Genomic DNA, 21,761 nt, shown 5'->3' on the forward strand with positions numbered 1-21,761 from the left:
CTTCACTCCGTAACGACGCTGACGGGAATACGCCGACTGCGCTTTTCTTCAGGCCGGGCCGGGCGAATCTGTCCGCGTTCGGGCACGAACACCACGTTGCCGTCGGTGCTGCTGCTGTTGACGAAATGCTGGAAGCGCTTGCGCGTCTGCGGATCGGTAACGGCTTTCTTCCACTCGCATTCGTAGGTGCTCACGACTTGTTGCATTTCCGCTTCGAGTTCGGCGGCCAGCCCCAGCTTGTCGTGGATGATCACGTCCTTGAGATAATCCAGGCCGCCTTCCAGGTTGTCGCGCCACACACTGGTGCGTTGCAGTCGGTCAGCGGTGCGGATGTAGAACATCAAGAAGCGGTCGATGTACTTGATCAGCGTAGGCGTATCCAAGTCGCCCGCAAGCAGTTCGGCGTGACGGGGTTTCATGCCACCGTTGCCGCACACGTAGAGGTTCCAGCCTTTCTCGGTGGCGATCACACCTACGTCCTTGCTCTGCGCTTCGGCGCATTCGCGCGTGCAGCCGGACACCGCGAATTTCAATTTGTGCGGCGAACGCAGGCCCTTGTAGCGATTTTCCAGATCGATCGCCGTGCCCACCGAATCCTGTACGCCGTAGCGGCACCAAGTGGAGCCCACGCAGGATTTCACCGTGCGTAGCGCCTTGCCATACGCATGGCCGGATTCGAAACCGGCGGCGATCAGTTCTTCCCAGATCAACGGCAACTGCTCCAGCCGCGCGCCGAACATGTCCACACGCTGGCCGCCGGTAATCTTCGTGTAGAGGCTGTATTTCTTGGCGATCGCACCTACCGCGATCAGACCGTCCGGCGTTACTTCGCCGCCGGGCATGCGTGGCACTACCGAATAGGTGCCGTCTTTCTGGATGTTGGCGAGGAAGTAGTCGTTGGAATCCTGCAGCGAGGCGTGTTCCTTCTGCAGTACGAATTCGTTCCAGCACGAGGCGAGGATGCTGGCCACTGTCGGCTTGCAAATGTCGCAACCCAAACCGTTGCCGTGGCGTTCGAGCAATTCATCGAAGTGTTTGATGCGTTCCACGCGTACCAGGTGATACAGCTCCTGGCGCGAATAAGCGAAGTGCTCGCACAGATGGTTGTTCACCGCCATGCCTTGGCGCTTCATCTCCGCCTTCATGATCTGCGTGACCAGCGGCACGCAACCGCCGCAAGTGGTGCCGGCCTTGGTCGCGGCCTTCAATGCGCCGATGGAGGTGGCGCCCTCCGCCACCGCCTGGCAAAGCTGACCCTTGGAGACGTTGTTGCACGAGCAGATCTGCGCAGCAGCCGGCAATGCATCCGCACCCAACGCAGGCTTGGCCTTGCCGTCGGCCGAGGGCAGGATCAGAAATTCCGGCTCTTCGGGCAGCTCGATGTTGTTGAGCATCATCTGCAGCAGCGTGCCGTACTCGCTGGCATCGCCTATCAGCACGCCGCCTAGCAGACGCTTGCCGTCGCCTGACACCACCAGCTTCTTGTAGATCTGGCGACGCTCGTCGCTGAACTGATAGCTGCGGCTGCCCGGCGTAGCGCCGTGCGCATCGCCGATGCTGGCCACGTCCACGCCCATCAGCTTGAGCTTGGTGGACATGTCGGCGCCGACGAACTCCGGCAACTCCAGCACGTGCTTGCGTTCCAGCAGTGCGCTCAAGTGTGCGGCCACCACGCGCGCCATGTCGTAGCCGGGTGCGACCAGGCCGAAGGTCTTGCCACCCCAGTAGGCGCATTCGCCGATGGCGTACACATCCCAGTCGCGCGTGCGGCAGTAATTGTCGACGTGGATGCCCCCGCGTTCGCCCACGCCCAACTCGCACTGCCGCGCCAGTTCATCGCGCGGGCGGACGCCGGCGGAGAACACGATCATGTCGGTATCGAGATGGCTGCCGTCGGCAAACTTCATGCGATGGATGCCGCTTTCGCCATCGACGATTTCCAGCGTGCTCTTGCCGGTATGCACGGTGACGCCGAGTTCTTCGATCTTTCGGCGCAACATCTGGCCGCCGATGTCGTCCACCTGCACCGCCATCAGGCGCGGCGCAAATTCCACCACGTGCGTTTCCAGCCCTAAGTCGCGCAGCGCTTTCGCGCATTCCAGACCGAGCAGGCCGCCGCCCACCACTACGCCGGTCTTGGCGCGCGCGCCCCACGCCTGCATCGCCAGCAGATCGTCGATGGTGCGATAGACGAAGCAGCCGGAGCGATCGTTACCCGGAATCGGCGGCACGAACGGCTTTGAGCCGGTGGCGAGCACCAGCTTGTCGTAGGCGATCACTTCGCCATCGGCAGTGGTGACGCGCTTGTGCTGACGATCAATATGCGCGGCGGGTGCGGCAAGGCGCAAGTGAAAACCCGGCTGCTCGAAGAAACCCGGTGCAACCAGCGAGAGATCTTCCGCGCTCTTGCCGCTGAAGAAATCGGACAGATGCACGCGGTCGTAGGCGGGTCTGCCTTCCTCGCACAGCACGGTGATGTCCAGGCCGGGCAGCTGCCGCGCTGACAATTCTTCCAGCAGCTTGTGCCCGACCATGCCGTTGCCGATTACGAGCAGTTTCACCGTCATATGCCGTACCTCTGCTTGCTCATTGCTGGTGGCTCATTCAACAGCCAGCGCCTGGTCCTGACCCAGCGCTTCCCGATAAAGCTGTTCTTCGCGCGCCGTGTGCTCGGCGCTGAAGCGCACCGCCAGCGCACACAGCGAACCGGCGATCACGAAACCGCCGAGCAGCGCGAACGTGTGCTGCACCGAACCGGTGCTTTTCAGCAGAAAACCGGCCGCTACTGCGCCGACGTTGCCGCCCGCGCCGACAATGCCCGCCACGCCGCCCAATGCCTTGCGATCGACGAACGGCACCAGCGCATACGTAGCGCCGCAAGCCATGTGTGTGAACAAGCCGAAGGTGATCATCGTGAACACCGCCAGGCCGGCCGCCTGCGCATTGGAAAACCACAGCAATCCGAGCCCTTCGCCCAGCATCAACGCGCCCAGTAGCCAGCTGCGCGCGACCAATCCGTGACGGTGCGCCAGACGATCGGATGCGATACCGCCCAGCGCACGCGCGAACAGAGCCAGCAGGCCGAAGCTACCGGCGGCGAAGCCTGCATGCGCGAGATCCATACCGAAGCGATCGACGTAATAGCTGGCCGCCACGCCGTGCACGAACAGCTCGATGCCGAAGCATCCGGCGTACGTCACGAACAGCATCCACACGCGGTAATTGCCTGCTGCTGCACGAAACACGCCCCAGCCGCCCGCTTTGCCGCTATCAGGCAACACGCCTTGTGCGCGCAACTCGCGATAATTGCCTTGCGGACAATCCTGCGCATAACGCCAATACAGCACGGCGACGATCAGCATCAACACACCCGGCACGACCATCGCCGCGCGCCAGCCTAAATCGTGCTGCACGCCCAAGGCGATCACCGCAGCCAGCACCCACGGCATCGCCGACTGCGCCACGCCGCCGCCCGCATTGCCCCAACCTGCCGCCGCCGCGTTCGCCGTACCCACCACATTCGGCGCGAACATCACCGAGGTGTGGTACTGCGTGATCACGAAACCCGCGCCGGCAATACCGATGGCGAGGCGAAAGAACAGGAAGGAGGCATAGCTGTGCGCGAACGCAATGCCGAACACCGGTACCGCACCGAGCGCCAGCAACCATGTGTAAGTGCGCCTCGGCCCGAAGCGATCACATAGCGGCCCGACGATCAGCCGTCCAAACACCGTCACGGCCACTGCGGCGATGCTGATGTTGGCGAGCTGATCCTTGTTGAGATGAAACTCGCCCTTGATCAGGGGCATCAGCGGCGCTACCGCGAACCAGGCGAAGAAGCAGACAAAAAACGCCAGCCAGCTCAGATGAAACGCACGCATCTGTGGCGTGCGCAGCCGAAATAATTCGATCCGCGTCGCTTTGCTCGACATGCCCTACCCCGCGCTGAAGACTTGCCTGGCACCGCGGCCCGTCCGTCACCCAAGCAGGCTGATCGGCGGACCTCTTTGCATTGATGCGTTGCATCATTTGTGCCATGGCACTTTAAGCGCCAATTTCCAGGGATTTTTGCGCTAAGACCACTACGCTTAGGCCGCGAAAGCGCACCAAGCAGGGGCTAAATGACGCTCCTTTGCACCGCCGCAGTGCACAAATTTAGTCGGACTATTAGAGCCTTGCCGGCCAAGTTGTTCCCGAATAGCGCCATCACTGTGTGCGCAGACAAAGCATACGAAGGTATTGCTCGACTATCCATTATAGTATATATATGTCTTCTATAGTAGACGCTCGAGCGAGCCATGCTTATCCGAGAAGCGAACACGCGCGATGCCGAAGGCATCACCGCGATCTATAACGATGCCGTGGTCCATACCACTGCGATCTGGAACGACCAGGTCGTGGACGTCGCCAATCGGCTGTCATGGCTGGCCGATCGACAAAAGTCCGGTTACCCCGTACTGGTTGCCGTGGATGACGACGGCGGCGTGCTCGGATATGCATCGTTCGGCGATTGGCGCGCATGGGACGGCTACCGTCACACGGCAGAGCATTCGGTTTATGTACATACTGACCGGCGCGGCATCGGCATCGGCGAAGCGCTGCTGCGCGCGTTGATCCAGCACGCGCAACGCATTGGCAAGCATGTACTCGTTGCCGGCATCGAGGCGAACAACCAGGCATCGATCAGCCTTCACCAAAAACTCGGCTTCGAACACGTTGGGCATTTAAAGCAGGTAGGCGCCAAGTTCGGTCAGTGGCTCGATCTTGTTTTCCTCCAAAGAATTCTCGATACCCGCAGCACGCCGGAAAGAGACATATCGCATGGCTGAGATAGCAGACATCGATGCAAGCCTGGCGCGCCGGCTTCGCCTTGAACGTGAAGCGCGCGGCTGGTCGCTGGCCGATGTGGCGGAACGCTCGGGTGTCTCCAAAGCGATGATCAGCAAGATCGAACGCGCGGAGGTGAGCGCGACGGCCGCCTTGCTTGTTCGTCTCTCATCCGCCTTCGGTCTCACTCTTGCCGGCCTGCTGGTGCGCGCCGAAGAGCAGGACGGGCGCCTTTCACGCGCCAAGCATCAACCACTCTGGACCGATCCGGAAACCGGCTACATCCGCCGGCAGATTCTTGCCCTGCCCAACCACCCGATCGAACTGGCGGACATCGAATTGCCTGCCGGTCGCAGCGTGAATTTTCCCGCGCACAGCTTTGCGCTTATCCGTCAGGCGGTGTGGGCGCGGTCCGGCTCGCTCACCATCGTTGAAGGCGGAGAACGGCATGTGCTTCGTGCTGGAGATTGCCTCGCCTTCGGCGCCCCTTCCGACGTGACCTTCGCCAACGAAACCGGCCAACCGTGTCGCTACGTGGTAGCGCTGTACCGACAGTAGAGAAAAGCATGGATATTCGCATCGACGATCTTTCGAGCCCCGCGACCCGATCGCTGCTGAGCTTGCACCTAGCAGGCATGCACTCCCATTCGCCAGCGGGACACGTTTTCTCGCTTGATCTTTCCGGCCTCACATCCCCCGGTGTAACGGTGTGGAGCGCATGGAACGAGGACGACATCTGCGGTATCGGCGCGCTGAAACAACTCGATACCAGATCCGGCGAAATCAAATCGATGCGCACGCACCCGAACTATCTCAGGCAAGGCGTGGCGTCGGCACTGCTTGAGCGCATCATCAAAGAAGCCCAAATGCGCGGCCTGCAACGGCTAAGTTTGGAAACCGGCAGCGGGCCAGCATTCGAACCTGCCCTCGCGCTGTATCGACAACGCGGCTTCGTCAATGGCGAAGCGTTTTCCGACTATCGGCAGAGCAGCTTCAATCAATTTTTGCATCTGGAGCTTTGACCTGGGCTCCACCAGCAGAGAGCTCCACTAGAAGCTGCGCAGGACCTGCATCAGAGTGTCAACCTTGCGACCGGTCGCGGCCCGACTCGCTTTGAGGTTCTGCTCCACACTCAGACCCGTAAAGAAAGTCAGGATCATACTCGCTAAGTCGTTTACGTCGGCCTTCGGCTTTTCCGCCTCAATATTCTTGGCAATGAGCCGCTTCAATTGCATTCGGCCGTGTCCCAGCATCTCGATCGCACCGGGTGGCAGGATGGCAAGCTCCCGCATCGAACTGATGGCGAAACACCCTTTCTGCCCCTCGGTAGTGCGCGGGCCGAGTTTCAAAAACTTCTCAATATTGTCCCAGCCAAACGGCTCGGCTATGAGAAATTCGAGTGACGGTAGTCGATCGAGGTAGAACCGCAGGCTCTCGAGAAACAGCTCCTCCTTGCCCGAAAACTCCGAGTAAAGGCCGGATTTGTTCACCCCGGTCGCTTTTTCCAGATCCTGCAGGCTGGCGTCGGCAAAGCCGTGTTTCCAAAACACAGGAAGTGCTTTTTCAAGCACTCCTTCGCGACTGAAATTTCTAGTACGGGCCATAGGCTTAGCTTACTTTAAAGAACCGATCGGTTCAACATCGCTTGACATCTATACCCATGCGGCAGATTATGAACCGAACGGTTCGTAATCGGCGAGTCAGGTGAATATGAGCGCATACATCGTTGTTGAAGGCACTCCTCGCGACAAAGAGGCTCTTGGTCGCTACGGCTCTCCGGCCACGGCATTAATCAAGGAATTCGGAGGCGAAGTCCTCGCGTTTGGGCCGTGGGAATTGCTTTTTGGAGAGGGCGCGTATCAGAACGGCATGATCGTCCGTTTTCCAGATAAGGAAACGGCATTGGCTTGGTACAACTCGCCGAGCTATCAAGCGCTGCTTGATATCCGCGAAGCCGCTCTCGACTGTCGCTTCCGACTCGTCGGCTAGCTAAGGAGAATTTTATGTCACTCGCCAAGGCTGTTGTCGTGGGCGTCGGAGCCGAGGATGGTCTCGGGGCGGCGCTGAGCCGTTGCTATGCTTCTAATGACCGTCACGTACTGGTCGCAGGACGCACACTCGCAAAGGTGGAAAGGGTCGCAGCCTCGATCCGACGCGACGGTGGCAGCGCGACTGCCTATGCTGTCGACGCGACGCGGGAAGAGGACGTCATCAGGCTATTCGATGCTGCAATGACCAGCGACGAGCTGGGCAGTCCTGCCGACCTTGTTACCTACAATGCCGGGCTCAACCAGAAGATCGATTTCCGACAGATGGAAGCCTCGACTTTCGAGGAATTCTGGCGCTTGAACACACTCGGCGGATTCTTGGTAGGTCGCGAAGCGGTACGACGTTTTGTACCACTCGGTCGAGGCTCTGTCTTCTTCACGGGCGCCTCGGGTTCGCTTCGCGGCATGCCTGGTTTTGCCCACTTCGCTGCGAGCAAGGCAGGGATGCGCATGATCTCGCAGAGCATGGCGCGCGAATTTGGACCGCAGGGCATTCACGTCGCGCACGTCATCGTCGACGGCGCGATCGATGGCGAGCGGGTGAAGTCGCTGTTCCCCGGTGTTTCCGAGCAGCTCGGCGAGAGCGGCATGCTCAACACCAAAGCGATCGCTGAGACTTACTGGCAGCTTCATCTCCAGCATCCGTCCGCCTGGACGCAGGAGTTGGATGTTCGACCGTTCAAAGAAAAGTTCTGAGACTTCTGACATCAACTCTGACACTAACATGGAGAAAACGATGAAACTCGTTGGCCCGTGGATTTCTGGATTTACACGCCGAACCGGAATCACGATGAAATTGCTCGGCATGCCATTCGAGCATCTCAGCCTCGACGCCTATGTCGACAGAGAGGAGATTCGCCGCTACAGCCCGATGGGCAAAGTACCAGCGCTCGTTCTGGACACCGGTGAAGTCTTGATCGATAGCGCCGGCATCATCGATGTGCTGTATGAGTTGGCTGGACCAGACAAGGCGCTCGTTCCGCCTTCAGGTGCGGCGCGTCTGAAGGCGTTGCAGCTCATCGGAATCGGCCTCAATATTTACCCGAAGCTCACCGCCCTGTACGAAGAAAGCCTCCGCCCGCAAAGCTATCAACTTCAATCCGTGTTCGAGCGATTGGCCGAGCAGGCGATCATCGGGCTCAAGCAGCTCGAGGCGGAAGCCGGAGACGGCTGGCTCGTGAACGACACGCTCAGCCAAGCCGACATCATGACCGTCGTCAGCTACCAAGGGGCGTCCATGATTGTTCTTCGCGATCACGTCACCGCGAAGAACTTTCCTCGCCTGGCCGCGTTGACCGAGCGCGCCATGAAGATCGAGGCCTTCGCATCCACCGTACCGCTGCTCTGACGTCACTGCCGATCAAGAGACCGCACGGCGCGAATATGCCTATGCGACTACGCCAGCGGCGGGGACTGCGCACCATCCATCCACCGCCACCGCCGCGAATCGACTGACCTATGGCATCACTCCGTGCACGACTCTCCAGGAACCATGAGCTGGCGCACCTCGCATTCGAGACTCCATTCGTCGCCATGCACGCGCAGGAAGCGCTTTGTGAGCTCGATGGCTTCTTCCTTCGATGCCGCTTCCAGCAAGGCATAGCCGCCGATCACCTCTTTGGCCTCAGCGAACGGGCCATCGATCACGCTTAATTTGCCGCCAGCCAACCGGACGCGTACGCCGGAGGCGGTGGGCGTGAGGCCGGCGGTGTCGATCAACTTCCCTTCCCTGGTCATTTCCTCCATCAGCTTGCCCATGTCGGCCATCAGCTGTGCACTCGGCATTTGGCCCGAGTTTTCGTTGATCCGTACCATCGATAGAAAGCGCATCGTCGTATCTCCGTAGTGGGTGGCGGAGCTGGGATGCCGCAATATGCCGAGCTGTCAAAATCCCACTCCTGCCCCTACGACGAACCAGGTTTGCGCGAATCGACACCTGGGCCGTTAGACAGTTGTGCTGTGGAAGGCCGTGCAAAGTGATTCCTGATTAGTGTCGAACCTCAGCTACGCCTCGCCGTCATCCCAGCGAAAGCTGGGATCCAGTGACTGTAAGTCGTTTGAAAGGCGCTGGATCCCAGCTTTCGCTGGGATGACGAGCAAAAAGCGGGATAGCTGAGGTTCGGCACTAATCAGGAAGCGATTTGTTCAGGCTTCCCTGAGCTGATCTCGGTGGCGTAACCCGTACATGCGTATGCGGTCAAGAAAGAGATAGATCACTGGCGTGGTGTAAAGCGTGAGTATCTGCGAAATAAGCAAGCCACCGACAATGGCGACGCCCAATGGGCGCCGCAGCTCCGCGCCAGCGCCTGATCCGAACGCAAGTGGCAGCGCACCCAACAGGGCGGCCATCGTCGTCATCATAATGGGCCGAAAACGCAGCAGCGATGCCTCGTAGATTGCCTGCTCGGGCGTCAAGCCGCGTTCCGTCTCTGCGGCGATGGCAAAGTCGACCATCATGATGCCGTTCTTCTTGACGATACCGATCAAGAGAATCACGCCAATCAAGGCAATCAGCGAGAAGTCGTCGTGCAACAGCATCAACGCTCCGAGCGCGCCGATACCTGCCGACGGCAGCGTGGACAAGATCGTCAATGGATGCACATAGCTTTCGTAGAGCATGCCAAGAATGATGTAGATCGCAAGGATGGCTGCCGCAATGAGCAGCGGTTGATTCGCGAGCGATGCTTTGAATGCTTGCGCAGAACCCTGGAACGTCGCGGTGAGGCCGGGAGGCTTTCCAATCTCTGTTCCTTTCGCGTCAATGGCGTCCACCGCCTCGCTCAACGAATGCCCCGCTGCGAGGTTGAATGAAAGCGTCACAGCAGGAAACTGGCCGTCGTGATTGACCGTGAGCGGTGCCGACGTGTGCTCCAAGCTGATGAATGACGATAACGGCACCTGCTTTGCGTCGTCCCCGGTTAGGTAAAGTCGACGCAGGGCGTTTTCGTCCAGCTGGTATCGCGGATCGACCTCGAGCACGACGCGGTATACGTTGAGCTGCGTGTAATAGTTAGCAACCTGGCGCTGACCGAAGGCGTCGTTCAAGGTGTCATCGATCAACTGCGGCGTCACGCCGAGCCGGCTCATGGTGTCGCGGTCAAACACCGCCTTCAGTTGAGGGGCGACCGGTTCGAGGTCGGCCTCGACATCTTGAATGACCGGTACCTCGCGCAGTGCCTTGAGCATGATCGGTGCCCATTGTCGCAACTCGACCAGATTGACGTCGCGCAGGGTGTACTGAAACTGCGATTTGCTCACACGCGCGCCAATTTGCAGGTCCTGGCGTGCCTGCAGCGAGAGGGAAATACCCGGCACCTTGGCAACTTGCGGACGGAGGCGATTGATAACGTCGTACACCGAGATCGAACGCTCGCCGAAAGGCTTCAAATCAATCATCAGGCGGCCGATGTTGATCGACGGGTCGCCTTCCACCCAGTAGTAGACATGCTCGATCGCCGGATCACGTTCGACCACCGCGGCAAGCGCATGCATCCGCTCGACCATCGCCGGATAGGAGATGTCTTGCGACGCCTCTGTGACGCCCGCAATCAACCCATTGTCCTGCTGCGGAAAGAAGCCCTTCGGAATGACGACGTACATGAAGACGGTACCGGCCATGGTCGCGACGGCAACCGCGAGCATCAGCCTTGGGTGCGCGAGGGCGCGTCGGAGGCCCTTGGCGTAGATGTCCTGCAGGTGATTGAAGAAGACTTCCGCGACGTGATGAAAGTGGCCGCGTCCGTGCGCCGTCTGGCGATTGAGGAAGCGCGCGCATAGCGTTGGCGTGAGGGTGAGCGATATCGCTCCCGAGATAAGGATCGCGACGCCCGCGGTGACCGAGAATTCGCGAAATAGCCGCCCCACCAGACCGCCCATGAACAGCAGCGGGATGAAGACGGCGACCAGCGAAAGCGTCATGGACATGATGGTGAAGGCAATTTCACCGGATCCTTTCAGCGCTGCATCCAGCGGCTCCTCACCGTTTTCGATATGCCTGAGAATGTTTTCCAGCATGACGATGGCATCGTCGACGACGAAGCCAATCACCACGGTCAAGGCCATTAGCGAGACGTTGTCCAGGCTGTAGCCGAGCACATTCATCACAGCGATGGTGCCTAGCAAGGACAACGGTATGGTGATGGCAGGAATGAGCGTGGCCCGCAGGTCGCGCAAGAACGCGTACACCACGGCGACAACCAGAAAAATACTCAGAAACAAGGTGAACTGGAGATCGGTGACGGAGGCACGGATCGTTTGCGTGCGGTCACCAAGCACCTGCAGATGGACCGATGCCGGCAAGTCATGTGTCAGGCGCGGCAGTTCCGCCTTGATCGCGTCGACCGTCTGGTTGATGTTGAAGCCGATCTGCTTGTGCACATCGACCATGACCGCCTGATGCCCTTTGAACCACGCGCTTTGCCGGATGTCCTCGACGCTCGGGACCACACTGGCAATATCGCGCAGACGAACCGGGGCACCGTTTCGATACGCCACGATGAGCGTGGCATAGCTGGCTGCATCGACGATCTGGTCGCTCGCATCGAGCGTCACAGCTTGATGCGCACCGTTCAAGGTGCCTTTTGGAGAGTTCGACGTAGCCGTGCCAATCGCTGCGCGAACATCCTCCAAGCTCAGGCCAAGCGCTGCGATGGCGTCGGGATTAACCCGCACCCGCACCGCTGGTTTTTGCTGCCCGTGATAGTCCACTACTCCGACGCCATGGACGCGGGCGATCTCGGGCGCCAGATAGTTCTCTACATAGTCGTCCACCTTGGCGATGGGGATGAGGTCCGAGTACACCGCGATCGTCATCAGCAGTGCATCGGCAGGATTGGCCTTCTCGAAGGTGGGTGGATGAGGCAGGGTTTTGGGAAGGTCGCCAGCAGCGGCATTGATCGCCGATTGCACATCCAGAGCCGCACTATCCACGCTGCGCGACAGATCGAACTGGACGTCGATCGAGCTCGATCCCAGCGAACTGGTCGACGTCATTTCAGTGACGCCTGGCATGATCGACAGCGCCCGCTCCAGCGGTGCAGTGACCGCCGTGGCCATCGTCTCGGCGCTCGCTCCTGGCAAGTCCGTACTGATGCTGATGGTGGGTATGTCTACCTGCGGCACGCCGGCAATCGGGAGCTGGGTGTAGCTGATGGCCCCCAGAAACAGGATGCCGATCATCAGGAGCGAGGTAGCGACGGGGCGGCGGATGAAGATCGACGAGATGTTGAGCGATCTCATGGCTCGGTCCGGTCAATGGCCATGAGAGGGGGCGTCGACAACATGAACGTGCGTCCCATCCTCGAGCTTGAACTGGCCTTCGACCACGACACGATCGCCTTGGGCGATGCCTCGCGCGATCACGCTTTGATTGTCGGCGGTGGATGCGACCTCGACATTGCGCAGCGCCACCGTATCGTCCGGCATGAGCACGAAGACGTAGTTGCCGTTCGACCCTTGCTGCACGGCCGTGGACGGGACCGTCAAGGCTCCGTGATCTATACCTAGCACGACACGCAAAGCCACAAATTGACCGGGCCACAAGGTCTCATGAGCATTGTCGAAGGTCGCCTTGCAATGAATCGTGCCCGTTGTCGCATCGATCTGATTGTCGATCAGGCTCAACACGCCTTTATCCAGCGTCTGGCTCCCATCGCGGTTTTGCGCGATCACTTCGACCGGTGCCTGGCTGCGCCCTGCCAGCAGCGCCGGCAACGCGTCCTGCGGCAAGGTGAAGCTCACGAATATAGGATGGATCTGCGTGATCATCACCAGGCCGGTCGTGTCGGTAGCGTGGACCATGTTGCCCGCATCGACCAGACGCGCACCGGTGAGGCCGTCCAGCGGTGCTCGGATGGTGGCGTAGCCGAGTTGAACGCTTGCGTTGTCGATATTTGCCTGATCCAAGGCCACAGTGGCCTTAAGCTCTTCAGCCTGGGCACGGGCGCTATCGAGCTGCTGCTGCGGATAGATTTTCTGGCTAGCCAGATATGAAAAGCGTGTGAGGTCGCGCTCGACGTTAGCGAGCTGCGCGGCATCGTGCGCCTTCTGCGCCACGGCAGCGTGCAACTGCGTCTCGAATGGCCGGGGATCGATTTGCGCCAAGAGATCACCGCGATGAACCCGCTGGCCTTCCACAAACGCCACCTGATCGAGCGTGCCGTCCACGCGAGGCCGCACCAAAACCGTGTTGAAGGCCTGAACGGTTCCGATGGCGGGTAACACCCTGGGTGCATCTCGCCGTTCGACTGGGGCGACGATCACGGGTACCGCTGAGAGCGTTGCCGTTGCAGACGCGGATGATGAAGGCGATCTGGACCGATAGAAGTACCACCCGATGCATAGCAGGATGCAGACCGCTACCAGTACCCACGGTTTTCTCACAATACGCCATCCCCAGTAAGGCAGACCTAAGACATCAAGCCTACTGGCAAAAACTTACCGTTAGGTTAGGTCGGCAAGAAGTACCGGCCCCTCTGCGACGGCCTGATTAGCGTTGAGTCTCGGCTGGGTTCCAAGCTTGCCGCTCGTCATTCCGGCGAAGGCCGGAATCCAGTCTGAATACGACGTGCGAAGCACTCAAAACCGCTTTTGTGTCCTTCGGACGCATATTTGCACTGGATTCCGGCCTTCGCCGGAATGACGACAAGGCATAGCTGAGACTCGACGCTAATCAAGCCGCGAGGAAAGCGTTACCCGATTCGGAAGGCCATACAGCATCTGAGCCCGAGCGCGCGCATGCCTGAAACTCCTAGGGATGCGAGTGATACCGCCGCTGCCGAAACGTGACGATGTCGTGATCTGCGTGGTCTTCCGAGACAAGCCTTACTGCATCGTCAATCGTAAGCAACAAAAACGTCATATCCGACGCCTAGTTTGAACGAGTCTAGGAACTTCCGCTTCGACGCATGCCTTTGCATGCGTCGCGAGAGGCTTTTTTTCAAAATCGAGGCTCGCTTCAATGCAATCGTCAGCGTTACGTAAGACCCTGCTCAACTACGCAATTTCGATGAGTCTTGGCGCACTGTGTGTGCCGACTTGTGTATGGGCCCAAAGCACGGTAGCAGCAGGCGATCATGGACCGACGAACAATAGCGCCTCCACCCCGGCGCAGCCCGATAAGGAAGACGAACCCAGCAAGGATGGCAAGAAGAAGGTCAAAGACTTGCAGGGCGTCCATGTGGTTGCGCCTCGCACCACCGAAGAAATGGCTCGCTTGACCCAGGAAAACGCGCCGAACCTGATCAACATTCGCACCGGCGACGAGATCCACGCGCTACCAGATGTGAACACGGCCGAAGCGGTGCGACGCATTCCGGGTATTTCATTGGAAACGGATGAGGGCGAGGGCCGTTATGTCAACATCCGCGGCCTCGATGCCGACTTGAACAGCACCACGTACGCCGGTGTGCGCTTGCTGCCCACCAACAATGCATCGCCATTCGGCGGCTATCGCGGCGTGGCGCTCGATTCCATTCCCACCGGTTTCATCGGTGCGATCAACGTCACCAAGTCCAACCTGCCGAGCCAGGATGCCGAAGCGCTGGGCGGAACGATCGAAGTGCTGCCCAAGACGGCCCCCGATGAACAGGGCAGCTTCCTCGAAGGCGATATCGGCGGCGGCTATGAGCCGCTCAGGGGCACAGGCGTAACCAACTTTTCGCTCACCGGCGGCGGCCGTTTCAATAACTTCTGGATCAGCGTAACCGCTTCCAAGCACAACGATGGACGCGGCATCGATGACGTGGAGCCGGCGTACTTCAACGACAGCGCCCACCCGTATCAAGCGGTGAACGACATCGAACAGCGCGACTATGAGCTGCATCGCCAGCGCCACGGCTATGCGGTGGACATGGGCTACAAGCTCGACGATGAGAACCAGTGGTACTTCCGCGCGTTCGAGGCGGGCTATACGGAATACTACGTACGCCAGTTCACTGACATATTCCCGGACGGCAACACCACCGTGCTGCCGAATGGCCAGCTGCAAGATACGCTGAACTCCTCGACGGCCATCACCAAGTCGCTGCGCGATGAGCAGGAAACCTCCAAAGAGCATTTCTACATGCTGGGCGGCCAGGACGAGGTGGGCGATACGAACATCGACTATCACGTGGCGTACGTGGAAGGCACCTACAAGAAGCCGTACGACTACAACTCCACCTTTACCTACAATGCGCCGGCCGGATCGCAAGGCCTGATCACCTACAACAACACCGGGCCGGGCCACGTGCCGGCGTACACCATCACCGGCCTGCCCGGTTACCTGGATCCAGCCAATTACACGCTGTCGTCCATCAACAACAGCACGGCCTACAACTTCGACCGTGAGTGGAGCTACGCCGTCAACTCCAAGACGGCGGTCAACTGGGGCAGCCTGACGGACGAGTCGCTCAATTTCGGCATCAGCATCCGCCAGCGCCACAAGCAGACCACCGCGCAGCCGTACAACGTCAACACCACGCCGATCCCGCTGTCGCAGGTGGCGGGCGGACCGAACGAGACGTATTACGGTGGCCTTTACCAGAACGGCGTAGACATCGCCCCGAGCGTGCTGCAGCAGATCTTCGGCTACGGCACGATCGGGCCGAATCAAGTACTGAGCGCCGAGGAGCAGTTCCTGGACGCGCACGAGGACATCTACGCCGGCTACGGCGAATACTTGGGCACTTACGGCAACCTCGGCATCCTCGGCGGCGTGCGCTACGAAGAGACGCGCGACAGGAGCAATGCGTTCTCGGCCGGCGTGGATGCGGCGGGCAACAATTTCGCCAACCCGATCAGCACTCGGCACAACTATCACAATATCTTCCCCAGCCTGCAGTTCCGCTACGCCTTGGGCGACGATATGCAGGTGCGCGTGGCCTACTCCTCGACCATCGCGCGCCCCGGCTTCAACCAGGCTAATCCGTCGCTGACGGTCGACCTGGGCTCAGGCATCGTCCAGACGGGCAACGCCAACCTGAAGCCGGCGACCGCCAACAGCATCGATGCGGATTTCGAGAAGTACTTGCCGGGCGCAGGCATCGTGTCAGTGGGCGTGTTCGACAAGGAAATCTCCAACTACATCGTTCCGGTCCAGACCACTCAGGCGTTCGACAACAGCCTGTTCCCGGGCAACTCGCAGCCTCTGCGCGTATTCACGTACAAGAACGCTGGTTCGTCCTTTGTGCGCGGCCTAGAGCTCAACTGGAATCAGCAGTTCCAGGGCCTGCCGGATTGGCTGCAGGGCCTGGGCGCAGGCGCCAACTACACTTGGGTGGATTCGCGCTTCGAAATCCGTCCGGGCGAGTACTCGCTGCTGCCTTCCACGTCCAAGAACACCTGGAACGCCTCGCTGTTCTACAAGCGCGCGGGCTTTTCGGTGAATCTGGCCGCTTATTCAGTCTCGTCGGACCTGTTCGCCATCGGTACCGATCGCAGCAGCGATATCTTCAACGCCTCCCGTACCTCCATGGACTTCAGCGCCAGCTATGAATTTCCGGAAAACTGGTCGATTTACTTTTCCGTCAAGAATCTGCTGAATACGCCGCATGCGTTTTACCAAGGAACCCCCGATCGCCCCATCCAGCGTGAGTTTTACGATGTAACCTATCTGGCAGGGATCCGCTTCCAATTCTGACCGGACGCAGACAAGCCCCGCCGCAGTCGAGCACGCTGGTATGAAAATACTGTTGGTTGAAGACGATGTTGACACCCGATCGTATGTTTCCGCCGGCCTGAAGGTTCGGGGGCATTCGGTAGACGAGAGCGGCGACGGCAACGAAGGACTGTTGCGCGCCAGCGAGCACGATTACGACGTGATCGTGCTCGACCGGATGCTGCCCGTACTGGATGGCATGAGCGTGCTGAGAAGCCTTCGCGTGGGGGGTACGCATGCAAGAGTGCTCTTGCTTACCGCCCTGGGCGACGTGGATGCTCGCATCGAAGGTATGGAGGCCGGCGCCGACGATTATCTCGGCAAACCGTTTGCGTTGAGCGAGCTGATCGCGCGGCTCAACGCGATATCGCGCCGCACCGCGCATACGAATGCAACGACGTTCCTTCGTGTGGGGAATCTGGAGCTTGATCTCATCGCCCAGCGCGTCTCCCGGGCTGGGCGGGTGATCCATTTGCAACCACGCGAATGGGATTTGCTGAAATATCTCGCGCTACACGCTGACGAAGTGGTGACGCGTGCGATGCTGCTCGAACATGTCTGGGGCTTTCAATCGTCGCCTCACACAAATCTGGTCGATACCCATGTCTGTAGACTCCGCAGCAAAATCGAGAGAGATTTCCTCGGGCCGCAAATGCTCCGCACGGTAAGAGGCGAAGGGTACGTGTTATCCACGAAGCAGAGCCGCTGATGCCATCGGGCTTGCGCATTTACGGTAGCGCGCAACTTCTTCGTAGCGCGGCGTTTCGCCTAGCGATGCTGCAGGCGCTGTTGTTTGCACTGATTGCGCTGATGCTTTTTCTCGTTTCCTGGCTGGCGGCTCGCCACTACATCGAGAACCAACTGCGGCAAGCGATTACCGACGAGACCGGAGAAATGGCCTCCCTCCCTGCAAGCAGGCGCCCGGCATCGGTGCAGCGCGCGCTGCATCAGGTGCCGAAAAACCCCTTCGATTACAGCTTGTTCAGTGCCCATCGAGACCTGATTGCCGGGGATCTTCTCAACGAGCCTGCTGCGGGCTGGACCACGCTCGAACAGCGTGAGCCGCGCAAAGACACGGATGCCGTACGCCGCATTCTGGTACTAGGGACGGTGCTGGAAGACGGCAGCATGCTGGTGGTGGGGCGCGACCTGGCGAGCGTCGATGACCTGGACACCCTATTCAAGAGCGCTTTCACCTGGGCAGGCCTGGCTGCTGTGCTGCTCGCCTTGGCTGGCGGCATGGTGACGGCGGGCGGCTATTTGCGCCGTGTCGAAGCGATTGCCGTGGCTGCGGCGCGCATCGCGGCGGGCGATCTCGGCACGCGCGTTCCGGTGACGGGCCGCAGCGACGAATTCGATCGCCTGGCGTTTGCGCTGAACAGCATGCTGGAGCGGATCCAGAGCTTGGTGGAAGGCTTGCGCCAAGTCTCCAACGACATCGCTCACGACCTACGCACGCCGCTGACGCATATGCGACAGCGGTTGGAGGCGGCGACGAGTGAAGCCAAGAGCATGGAAGATTACGGCAAGGCCTGCGAGCGGGCCTTGGCAGATGCTGACAGAGTGCTCGAGACATTCGCCGCGCTGCTGCGTATCGCCAAGATCGAAAGCCGCCAGCGACGCGCTGGCTTCACGTACGTTGGGCTATCCCGTCTGCTGGAAAGTCTCGTCGACGACTACCGCCCAGTGCTGGAGAACGAGCATCGTGTGCTCAACGCAGAGATCGCTCCCGACGCGCATGTCCACGGCGACGCTCTGTTGCTTACCCAGATGTTCGTCAATGTATTGGAAAACGCACTGCACCACACGCCACGAGGAACACCCGTAGCGTTGAAACTGAGCATGGCGGATCATGGCTACCGGGTTGTCATCGAAGATGCAGGACCCGGCATTCCGGTCGAAGATCGGACCAGGGTTTTGAAACGATTCGTACGTCTGGAAGCTTCACGCACTTCGCCAGGAAGCGGCTTGGGCTTGGCGCTGGTCGCGGCGATCGCCGACCTGCATGGGATCGCGCTGACACTCGACGACGCCAAACCGGGATTGCGTGTGCAATTGGATTTTATAGAAGGGCGAAACGAATAGTCGTGCTCACGCATCGCTATAACTGTTTCGATGTTGACAGCTTGAAAACAACTTAAGACCGTCAAGGGGTAACAAGATGAAAAAACTCGCATGGACTCTGATCGTAGCCGGCTTGCTGAGCGCATCCGCCCTGGGTGCCGAGCAGGCATCGAGCACCTACAAACTCACCCAGCAACATGCACTCGGTGGAACGGGAGGCTGGGATTACCTGAGCCTGGACGCGCCGACGCATCGCCTTTTCATTGCACGCGACGACCGCGTGATGGTCGTCGATGCGGCCAGCGGAAAGCTTCTGCAGGAAATCCCGGGCATGAAGCATGTGCACGGCGTTGCGCTAGTGAACGATCTGCATCGCGCCTACGTCAGCAACGGTCATGGCAACGACGTCAGCGTAGTCGACCTGAACACGCTCAAGGTACTTAGCAGTATTCCTGTCAGCGGGAAAGACCCCGATGCCATCATCTACGAGCCCGCGACACAGCATGTGCTCACCATGAATGGTGACAGCAACAACATCAGCATTATCGATCCCGCACAGGGGAAAGAGCTGGCAACTATCCCACTGGACGGCAACCCCGAATTCGCCGTGAGCGACGGCCAAGGTAACGTCTACCTCAACATCGAAGACAAAGGCGAACTGGCGCACGTCGACATCAAGGCCGGCAAAGTACTGCAGACCTGGTCGCTCGCACCCTGCGAAGGCCCCACGGGACTCGCGCTGGATGCCGCGAACAAGCGGCTATTCTCCGTGTGCGCAAACGGTTGGATGATCGTTACCGACGCCAACGATGGGCATCAAGTGGCAAAAATCCCAGTCGACAAGCAGCCCGATGCAGCCGGCTACGATGCACAACGGCACGAAGTCTTCAGCTCCAGCCGCACCGGTGTGCTGAACATCATCCATCAAGACTCCGCAGATAAGTATTCCAAGCTCGCGGACGTGCCGACCATGAAGAGTGCTCGCACCATGGCGCTCGATTCCGCATCGAATACGATCTATCTCGTAGGTGCGAAGGTCGCTGAGAGAGGCAAGCCGGTTAGCGGGTTCACGCTACTTGTGGTTAGCGGGAAGTAACGCTTTCTGCATAGAGAGGAAGCGTAGCTCCACTGCAGCAATCCTCTCAGACTGCGCCAGCCTATGCGCTGGTGCATTCTGTTCTATGCATCCGGATCATTCCACCGTCACCGACTTCGCCAAATTACGCGGCTGATCCACGTCAGTGCCTCGCAGCACCGCAACGTGATAAGCGAGCAATTGCAATGGCACGGTGAATACCGCCGGCGCGATGAAATCGCCGCCTGCATCGATGCGAAGGACCGCGCCGCGTGTGGGATGGCCATCGAATTGCGCTTTGGTATCCGCGAACACGATCAGTTCACCACCGCGAGCGCGGACTTCTTGCAGGTTGGATTTGAGTTTGTCGAGTAGCGGGCCGTTGGGGGCGACGGCGACTACGGGCATGTCTTCGTCGACTAGGGCTAGCGGGCCGTGTTTCAGTTCGCCGGCGGGATAGGCTTCGGCGTGGATATAGGAGATTTCCTTGAGCTTGAGCGAGCCTTCCAGCGCTACGGGGTAATGCGCGCCGCGACCGAGGAACAGTGCGTGATGGCGGTGGACGAAACGTTCGGCGAGCTCGATCACTTGCGGTTCAAGCTTCAGCGCTTCGTCGAGGGTGCGTGGCAGGCGGAGTAGTTGCTGGGTGAGGTCGGCATAACGCACATCATCCAGACCTTGTTGCTTGGCAAGCTGCAAGGTCAGCAAGGCCAGCGCAGCGAGCTGGGTGGTGAAGGCCTTGGTGGAAGCAACGCCGATTTCAGGACCGGCGCGCGTCATCAGTTTTAGATCGGCCTCGCGCACCACCGATGACTCGGGCACGTTGCAGATGGCGAGTGTCCCGAGGTAACCGCGGCGGCGCGATTCGCGCATGGCGGCGAGCGTGTCGGCGGTTTCGCCCGATTGCGAGATGGCGACGAACAAGGTGCCTTCCGGCACCACGGTTTCGCGATAGCGGTATTCGCTGGCTACTTCCACGTTGACGGGCAGGCGTGCGTAATCTTCGATCCAGTATTTCGCGACCAGGCCGGCGTGATAGCTGGTGCCGCAGGCGACGATGTGCAGACCTTTCACCTTGGCCAGCATTTCATCGCCATTGATGCCGAAGATATTGGGCAGTACGCCGTGTGCGCCGATACGGGCTTCGAGCGTGTTGGCCACGGCGTGCGGCTGCTCGAAGATTTCTTTTTGCATGTAGTGGCGATATTCGCCGCGCTCCACGGCGTCGGCGGACAATTCGCTTTCCTGGATGCCGCGCTGTGCCGGCTTGCCATCGAGGGTATAGACCTGCGCGCCTTCGCGGGTGATCTCGACGACGTCGTCTTCTTCGAGGTAGATGATCTTGTTGGTGACCTGCACCAGTGCTTGCGCATCGGAACCTAAGAAGTTTTCGCCGATGCCCACGCCCACCAGCAGCGGTGCGCCACGTCGCGCACCAACCACGCGACCGGGTTCGTCGCGGCTCATCACGGCGATAGCATAGGCACCTTCGAGTTCGCGCACGGTGGCGAGCACGGCTTCGCGTAGCTTCATGCCCTCGACGATGTGCCGATCGATCAGTGCTGCCATGACTTCCGTATCGGTTTCGGAAGCGAACACGTAGCCTTTTGCTTGCAGTTCTTCGCGCAGCTGCGCGTAGTTTTCGATGATGCCGTTGTGCACGAGCGTGACGCGGCCGATGATGTGTGGGTGCGCGTTCACTTCATTGGGTACGCCGTGCGTGGCCCAGCGCGTGTGAGCGATGCCCGTGCCGCCGGGGAACGGCTCGGCGAGATACAGCGATTCCATCTCGCGCACTTTGCCCTTGGCGCGCACGCGGTGTAGCTCGCCGCCTTCCAGCACGGCCAGGCCGGCCGAATCGTAACCGCGATATTCCAGCGCCTTGAGGCCGGCGATCAGGAGCGGCGCGACGTCGCGCTGGGCAGTGGCGGCAACGATTCCACACATGGTCGATTTCCTATTGCAGGCAACGTGAAGACGGCGACTTTGACGAGCAGCCGTTTCGACAGGCTTTCGGTCACTTAGGTTCCTGTTGGCAAGACTACTTCCCGCCTTCTATCGACGGAAAGCGTTGTCTGCATTTGCATCGAGGCAAACTTGACCAACATCA

17 protein-coding genes are annotated in these 21,761 nt (G+C 59.8%); 10 read left to right on the forward strand and 7 right to left on the reverse strand.

Features of this window, described 5'->3' with window-relative positions; translation table 11 throughout:
• Nucleotides 1-2: 2 nt before the first annotated feature.
• Both nirB and ISP18_RS14895 read right to left on the reverse strand, forming a co-directional pair.
• Nucleotides 3-2,561, reverse strand: a complete 2,559-nt coding sequence (gene nirB / locus ISP18_RS14890) for a nitrite reductase large subunit NirB (RefSeq protein ID WP_380013506.1) — start codon at nt 2,559-2,561, stop codon at nt 3-5.
• Nucleotides 2,562-2,600: 39 nt separating this feature from the next.
• Nucleotides 2,601-3,932: an MFS transporter gene (locus tag ISP18_RS14895; protein ID WP_380013509.1), complete on the reverse strand. Its 1,332-nt coding sequence runs from the start codon at nt 3,930-3,932 to the stop codon at nt 2,601-2,603.
• Nucleotides 3,933-4,298: 366 nt separating this feature from the next.
• Here ISP18_RS14895 and ISP18_RS14900 point away from each other — a divergent pair, with 366 nt between their 5' ends.
• Genes ISP18_RS14900 through ISP18_RS14910 form a run of 3 tightly spaced genes read left to right on the forward strand, consistent with a single transcriptional unit; the run spans nt 4,299 to nt 5,849 of the window.
• On the forward strand, nt 4,299-4,829 hold the full coding sequence (locus ISP18_RS14900; RefSeq protein ID WP_380013512.1) for a GNAT family N-acetyltransferase: 531 nt from the start codon (nt 4,299-4,301) through the stop codon (nt 4,827-4,829).
• Nucleotides 4,822-5,385, forward strand: coding sequence for a helix-turn-helix domain-containing protein (locus ISP18_RS14905; RefSeq protein ID WP_380013515.1), 564 nt, complete (start codon nt 4,822-4,824; stop codon nt 5,383-5,385). The genes ISP18_RS14900 and ISP18_RS14905 overlap by 8 nt, the downstream gene beginning before the upstream one ends.
• 8 nt (nt 5,386-5,393) lie before the next feature.
• Nucleotides 5,394-5,849 carry a GNAT family N-acetyltransferase gene (locus ISP18_RS14910; protein ID WP_380013518.1) on the forward strand — a complete coding sequence of 152 codons (456 nt, stop codon included), beginning with the start codon at nt 5,394-5,396 and terminating at the stop codon, nt 5,847-5,849.
• Between the two features lie 27 nt (nt 5,850-5,876).
• On the opposite strand, the gene ISP18_RS14915 is transcribed toward ISP18_RS14910, so the two are convergent.
• On the reverse strand, nt 5,877-6,431 hold the full coding sequence (locus ISP18_RS14915) for a TetR/AcrR family transcriptional regulator (RefSeq protein WP_380013521.1): 555 nt from the start codon (nt 6,429-6,431) through the stop codon (nt 5,877-5,879).
• 106 nt (nt 6,432-6,537) lie between these two features.
• Here ISP18_RS14915 and ISP18_RS14920 point away from each other — a divergent pair, with 106 nt between their 5' ends.
• From ISP18_RS14920 to ISP18_RS14930, 3 genes are read left to right on the forward strand one after another with little or no spacing between them, the layout of a single operon-like run.
• Nucleotides 6,538-6,816: a DUF1330 domain-containing protein gene (locus tag ISP18_RS14920; RefSeq protein ID WP_380013524.1), complete on the forward strand. Its 279-nt coding sequence runs from the start codon at nt 6,538-6,540 to the stop codon at nt 6,814-6,816.
• A gap of 14 nt (nt 6,817-6,830) precedes the next feature.
• The gene (locus ISP18_RS14925; RefSeq protein ID WP_380013527.1) at nt 6,831-7,571 is read left to right on the forward strand and encodes an SDR family NAD(P)-dependent oxidoreductase; all 741 of its coding nucleotides are present in this window, start codon (nt 6,831-6,833) and stop codon (nt 7,569-7,571) included.
• Nucleotides 7,572-7,611: 40 nt separating this feature from the next.
• Nucleotides 7,612-8,223, forward strand: coding sequence for a glutathione S-transferase N-terminal domain-containing protein (locus tag ISP18_RS14930; protein ID WP_380013530.1), 612 nt, complete (start codon nt 7,612-7,614; stop codon nt 8,221-8,223).
• A gap of 116 nt (nt 8,224-8,339) precedes the next feature.
• Here ISP18_RS14930 and ISP18_RS14935 read toward each other — a convergent pair whose 3' ends face one another.
• From ISP18_RS14935 to ISP18_RS14945, 3 genes are all read right to left on the reverse strand, one after another.
• On the reverse strand, nt 8,340-8,705 hold the full coding sequence (locus ISP18_RS14935; RefSeq protein ID WP_380013533.1) for a YciI family protein: 366 nt from the start codon (nt 8,703-8,705) through the stop codon (nt 8,340-8,342).
• 315 nt (nt 8,706-9,020) lie between these two features.
• On the reverse strand, nt 9,021-12,113 hold the full coding sequence (locus tag ISP18_RS14940) for an efflux RND transporter permease subunit (RefSeq protein ID WP_380013536.1): 3,093 nt from the start codon (nt 12,111-12,113) through the stop codon (nt 9,021-9,023).
• Nucleotides 12,114-12,125: 12 nt separating this feature from the next.
• Nucleotides 12,126-13,136 carry an efflux RND transporter periplasmic adaptor subunit gene (locus tag ISP18_RS14945; protein WP_380013539.1) on the reverse strand — a complete coding sequence of 337 codons (1,011 nt, stop codon included), beginning with the start codon at nt 13,134-13,136 and terminating at the stop codon, nt 12,126-12,128.
• 745 nt (nt 13,137-13,881) lie between these two features.
• On the opposite strand from ISP18_RS14945, the gene ISP18_RS14950 reads away from it, so the two are divergent.
• The 4 genes from ISP18_RS14950 (at nt 13,882) to ISP18_RS14965 (ending at nt 19,672) form a co-directional block, all read left to right on the forward strand.
• Entirely contained in the window at nt 13,882-16,494 is a 2,613-nt protein-coding gene (locus ISP18_RS14950) for a TonB-dependent receptor (protein WP_380013542.1), read from the forward strand.
• Between the two features lie 40 nt (nt 16,495-16,534).
• Entirely contained in the window at nt 16,535-17,221 is a 687-nt protein-coding gene (locus tag ISP18_RS14955) for a response regulator transcription factor (protein WP_380013545.1), read from the forward strand.
• 65 nt (nt 17,222-17,286) lie between these two features.
• Entirely contained in the window at nt 17,287-18,597 is a 1,311-nt protein-coding gene (locus ISP18_RS14960) for a sensor histidine kinase (RefSeq protein ID WP_380013548.1), read from the forward strand.
• 76 nt (nt 18,598-18,673) lie between these two features.
• Nucleotides 18,674-19,672 carry a YncE family protein gene (locus ISP18_RS14965; RefSeq protein WP_380013551.1) on the forward strand — a complete coding sequence of 333 codons (999 nt, stop codon included), beginning with the start codon at nt 18,674-18,676 and terminating at the stop codon, nt 19,670-19,672.
• A 96-nt stretch (nt 19,673-19,768) separates the two neighbouring features.
• Here ISP18_RS14965 and glmS read toward each other — a convergent pair whose 3' ends face one another.
• Nucleotides 19,769-21,598, reverse strand: a complete 1,830-nt coding sequence (glmS, locus tag ISP18_RS14970) for a glutamine--fructose-6-phosphate transaminase (isomerizing) (RefSeq protein ID WP_380013554.1) — start codon at nt 21,596-21,598, stop codon at nt 19,769-19,771.
• Between the last annotated feature and the right edge of the window lie 163 nt (nt 21,599-21,761).

It is taken from the genome of Dyella humi (assembly GCF_044904605.1).
Classification (GTDB): domain Bacteria; phylum Pseudomonadota; class Gammaproteobacteria; order Xanthomonadales; family Rhodanobacteraceae; genus Dyella_B; species Dyella_B humi.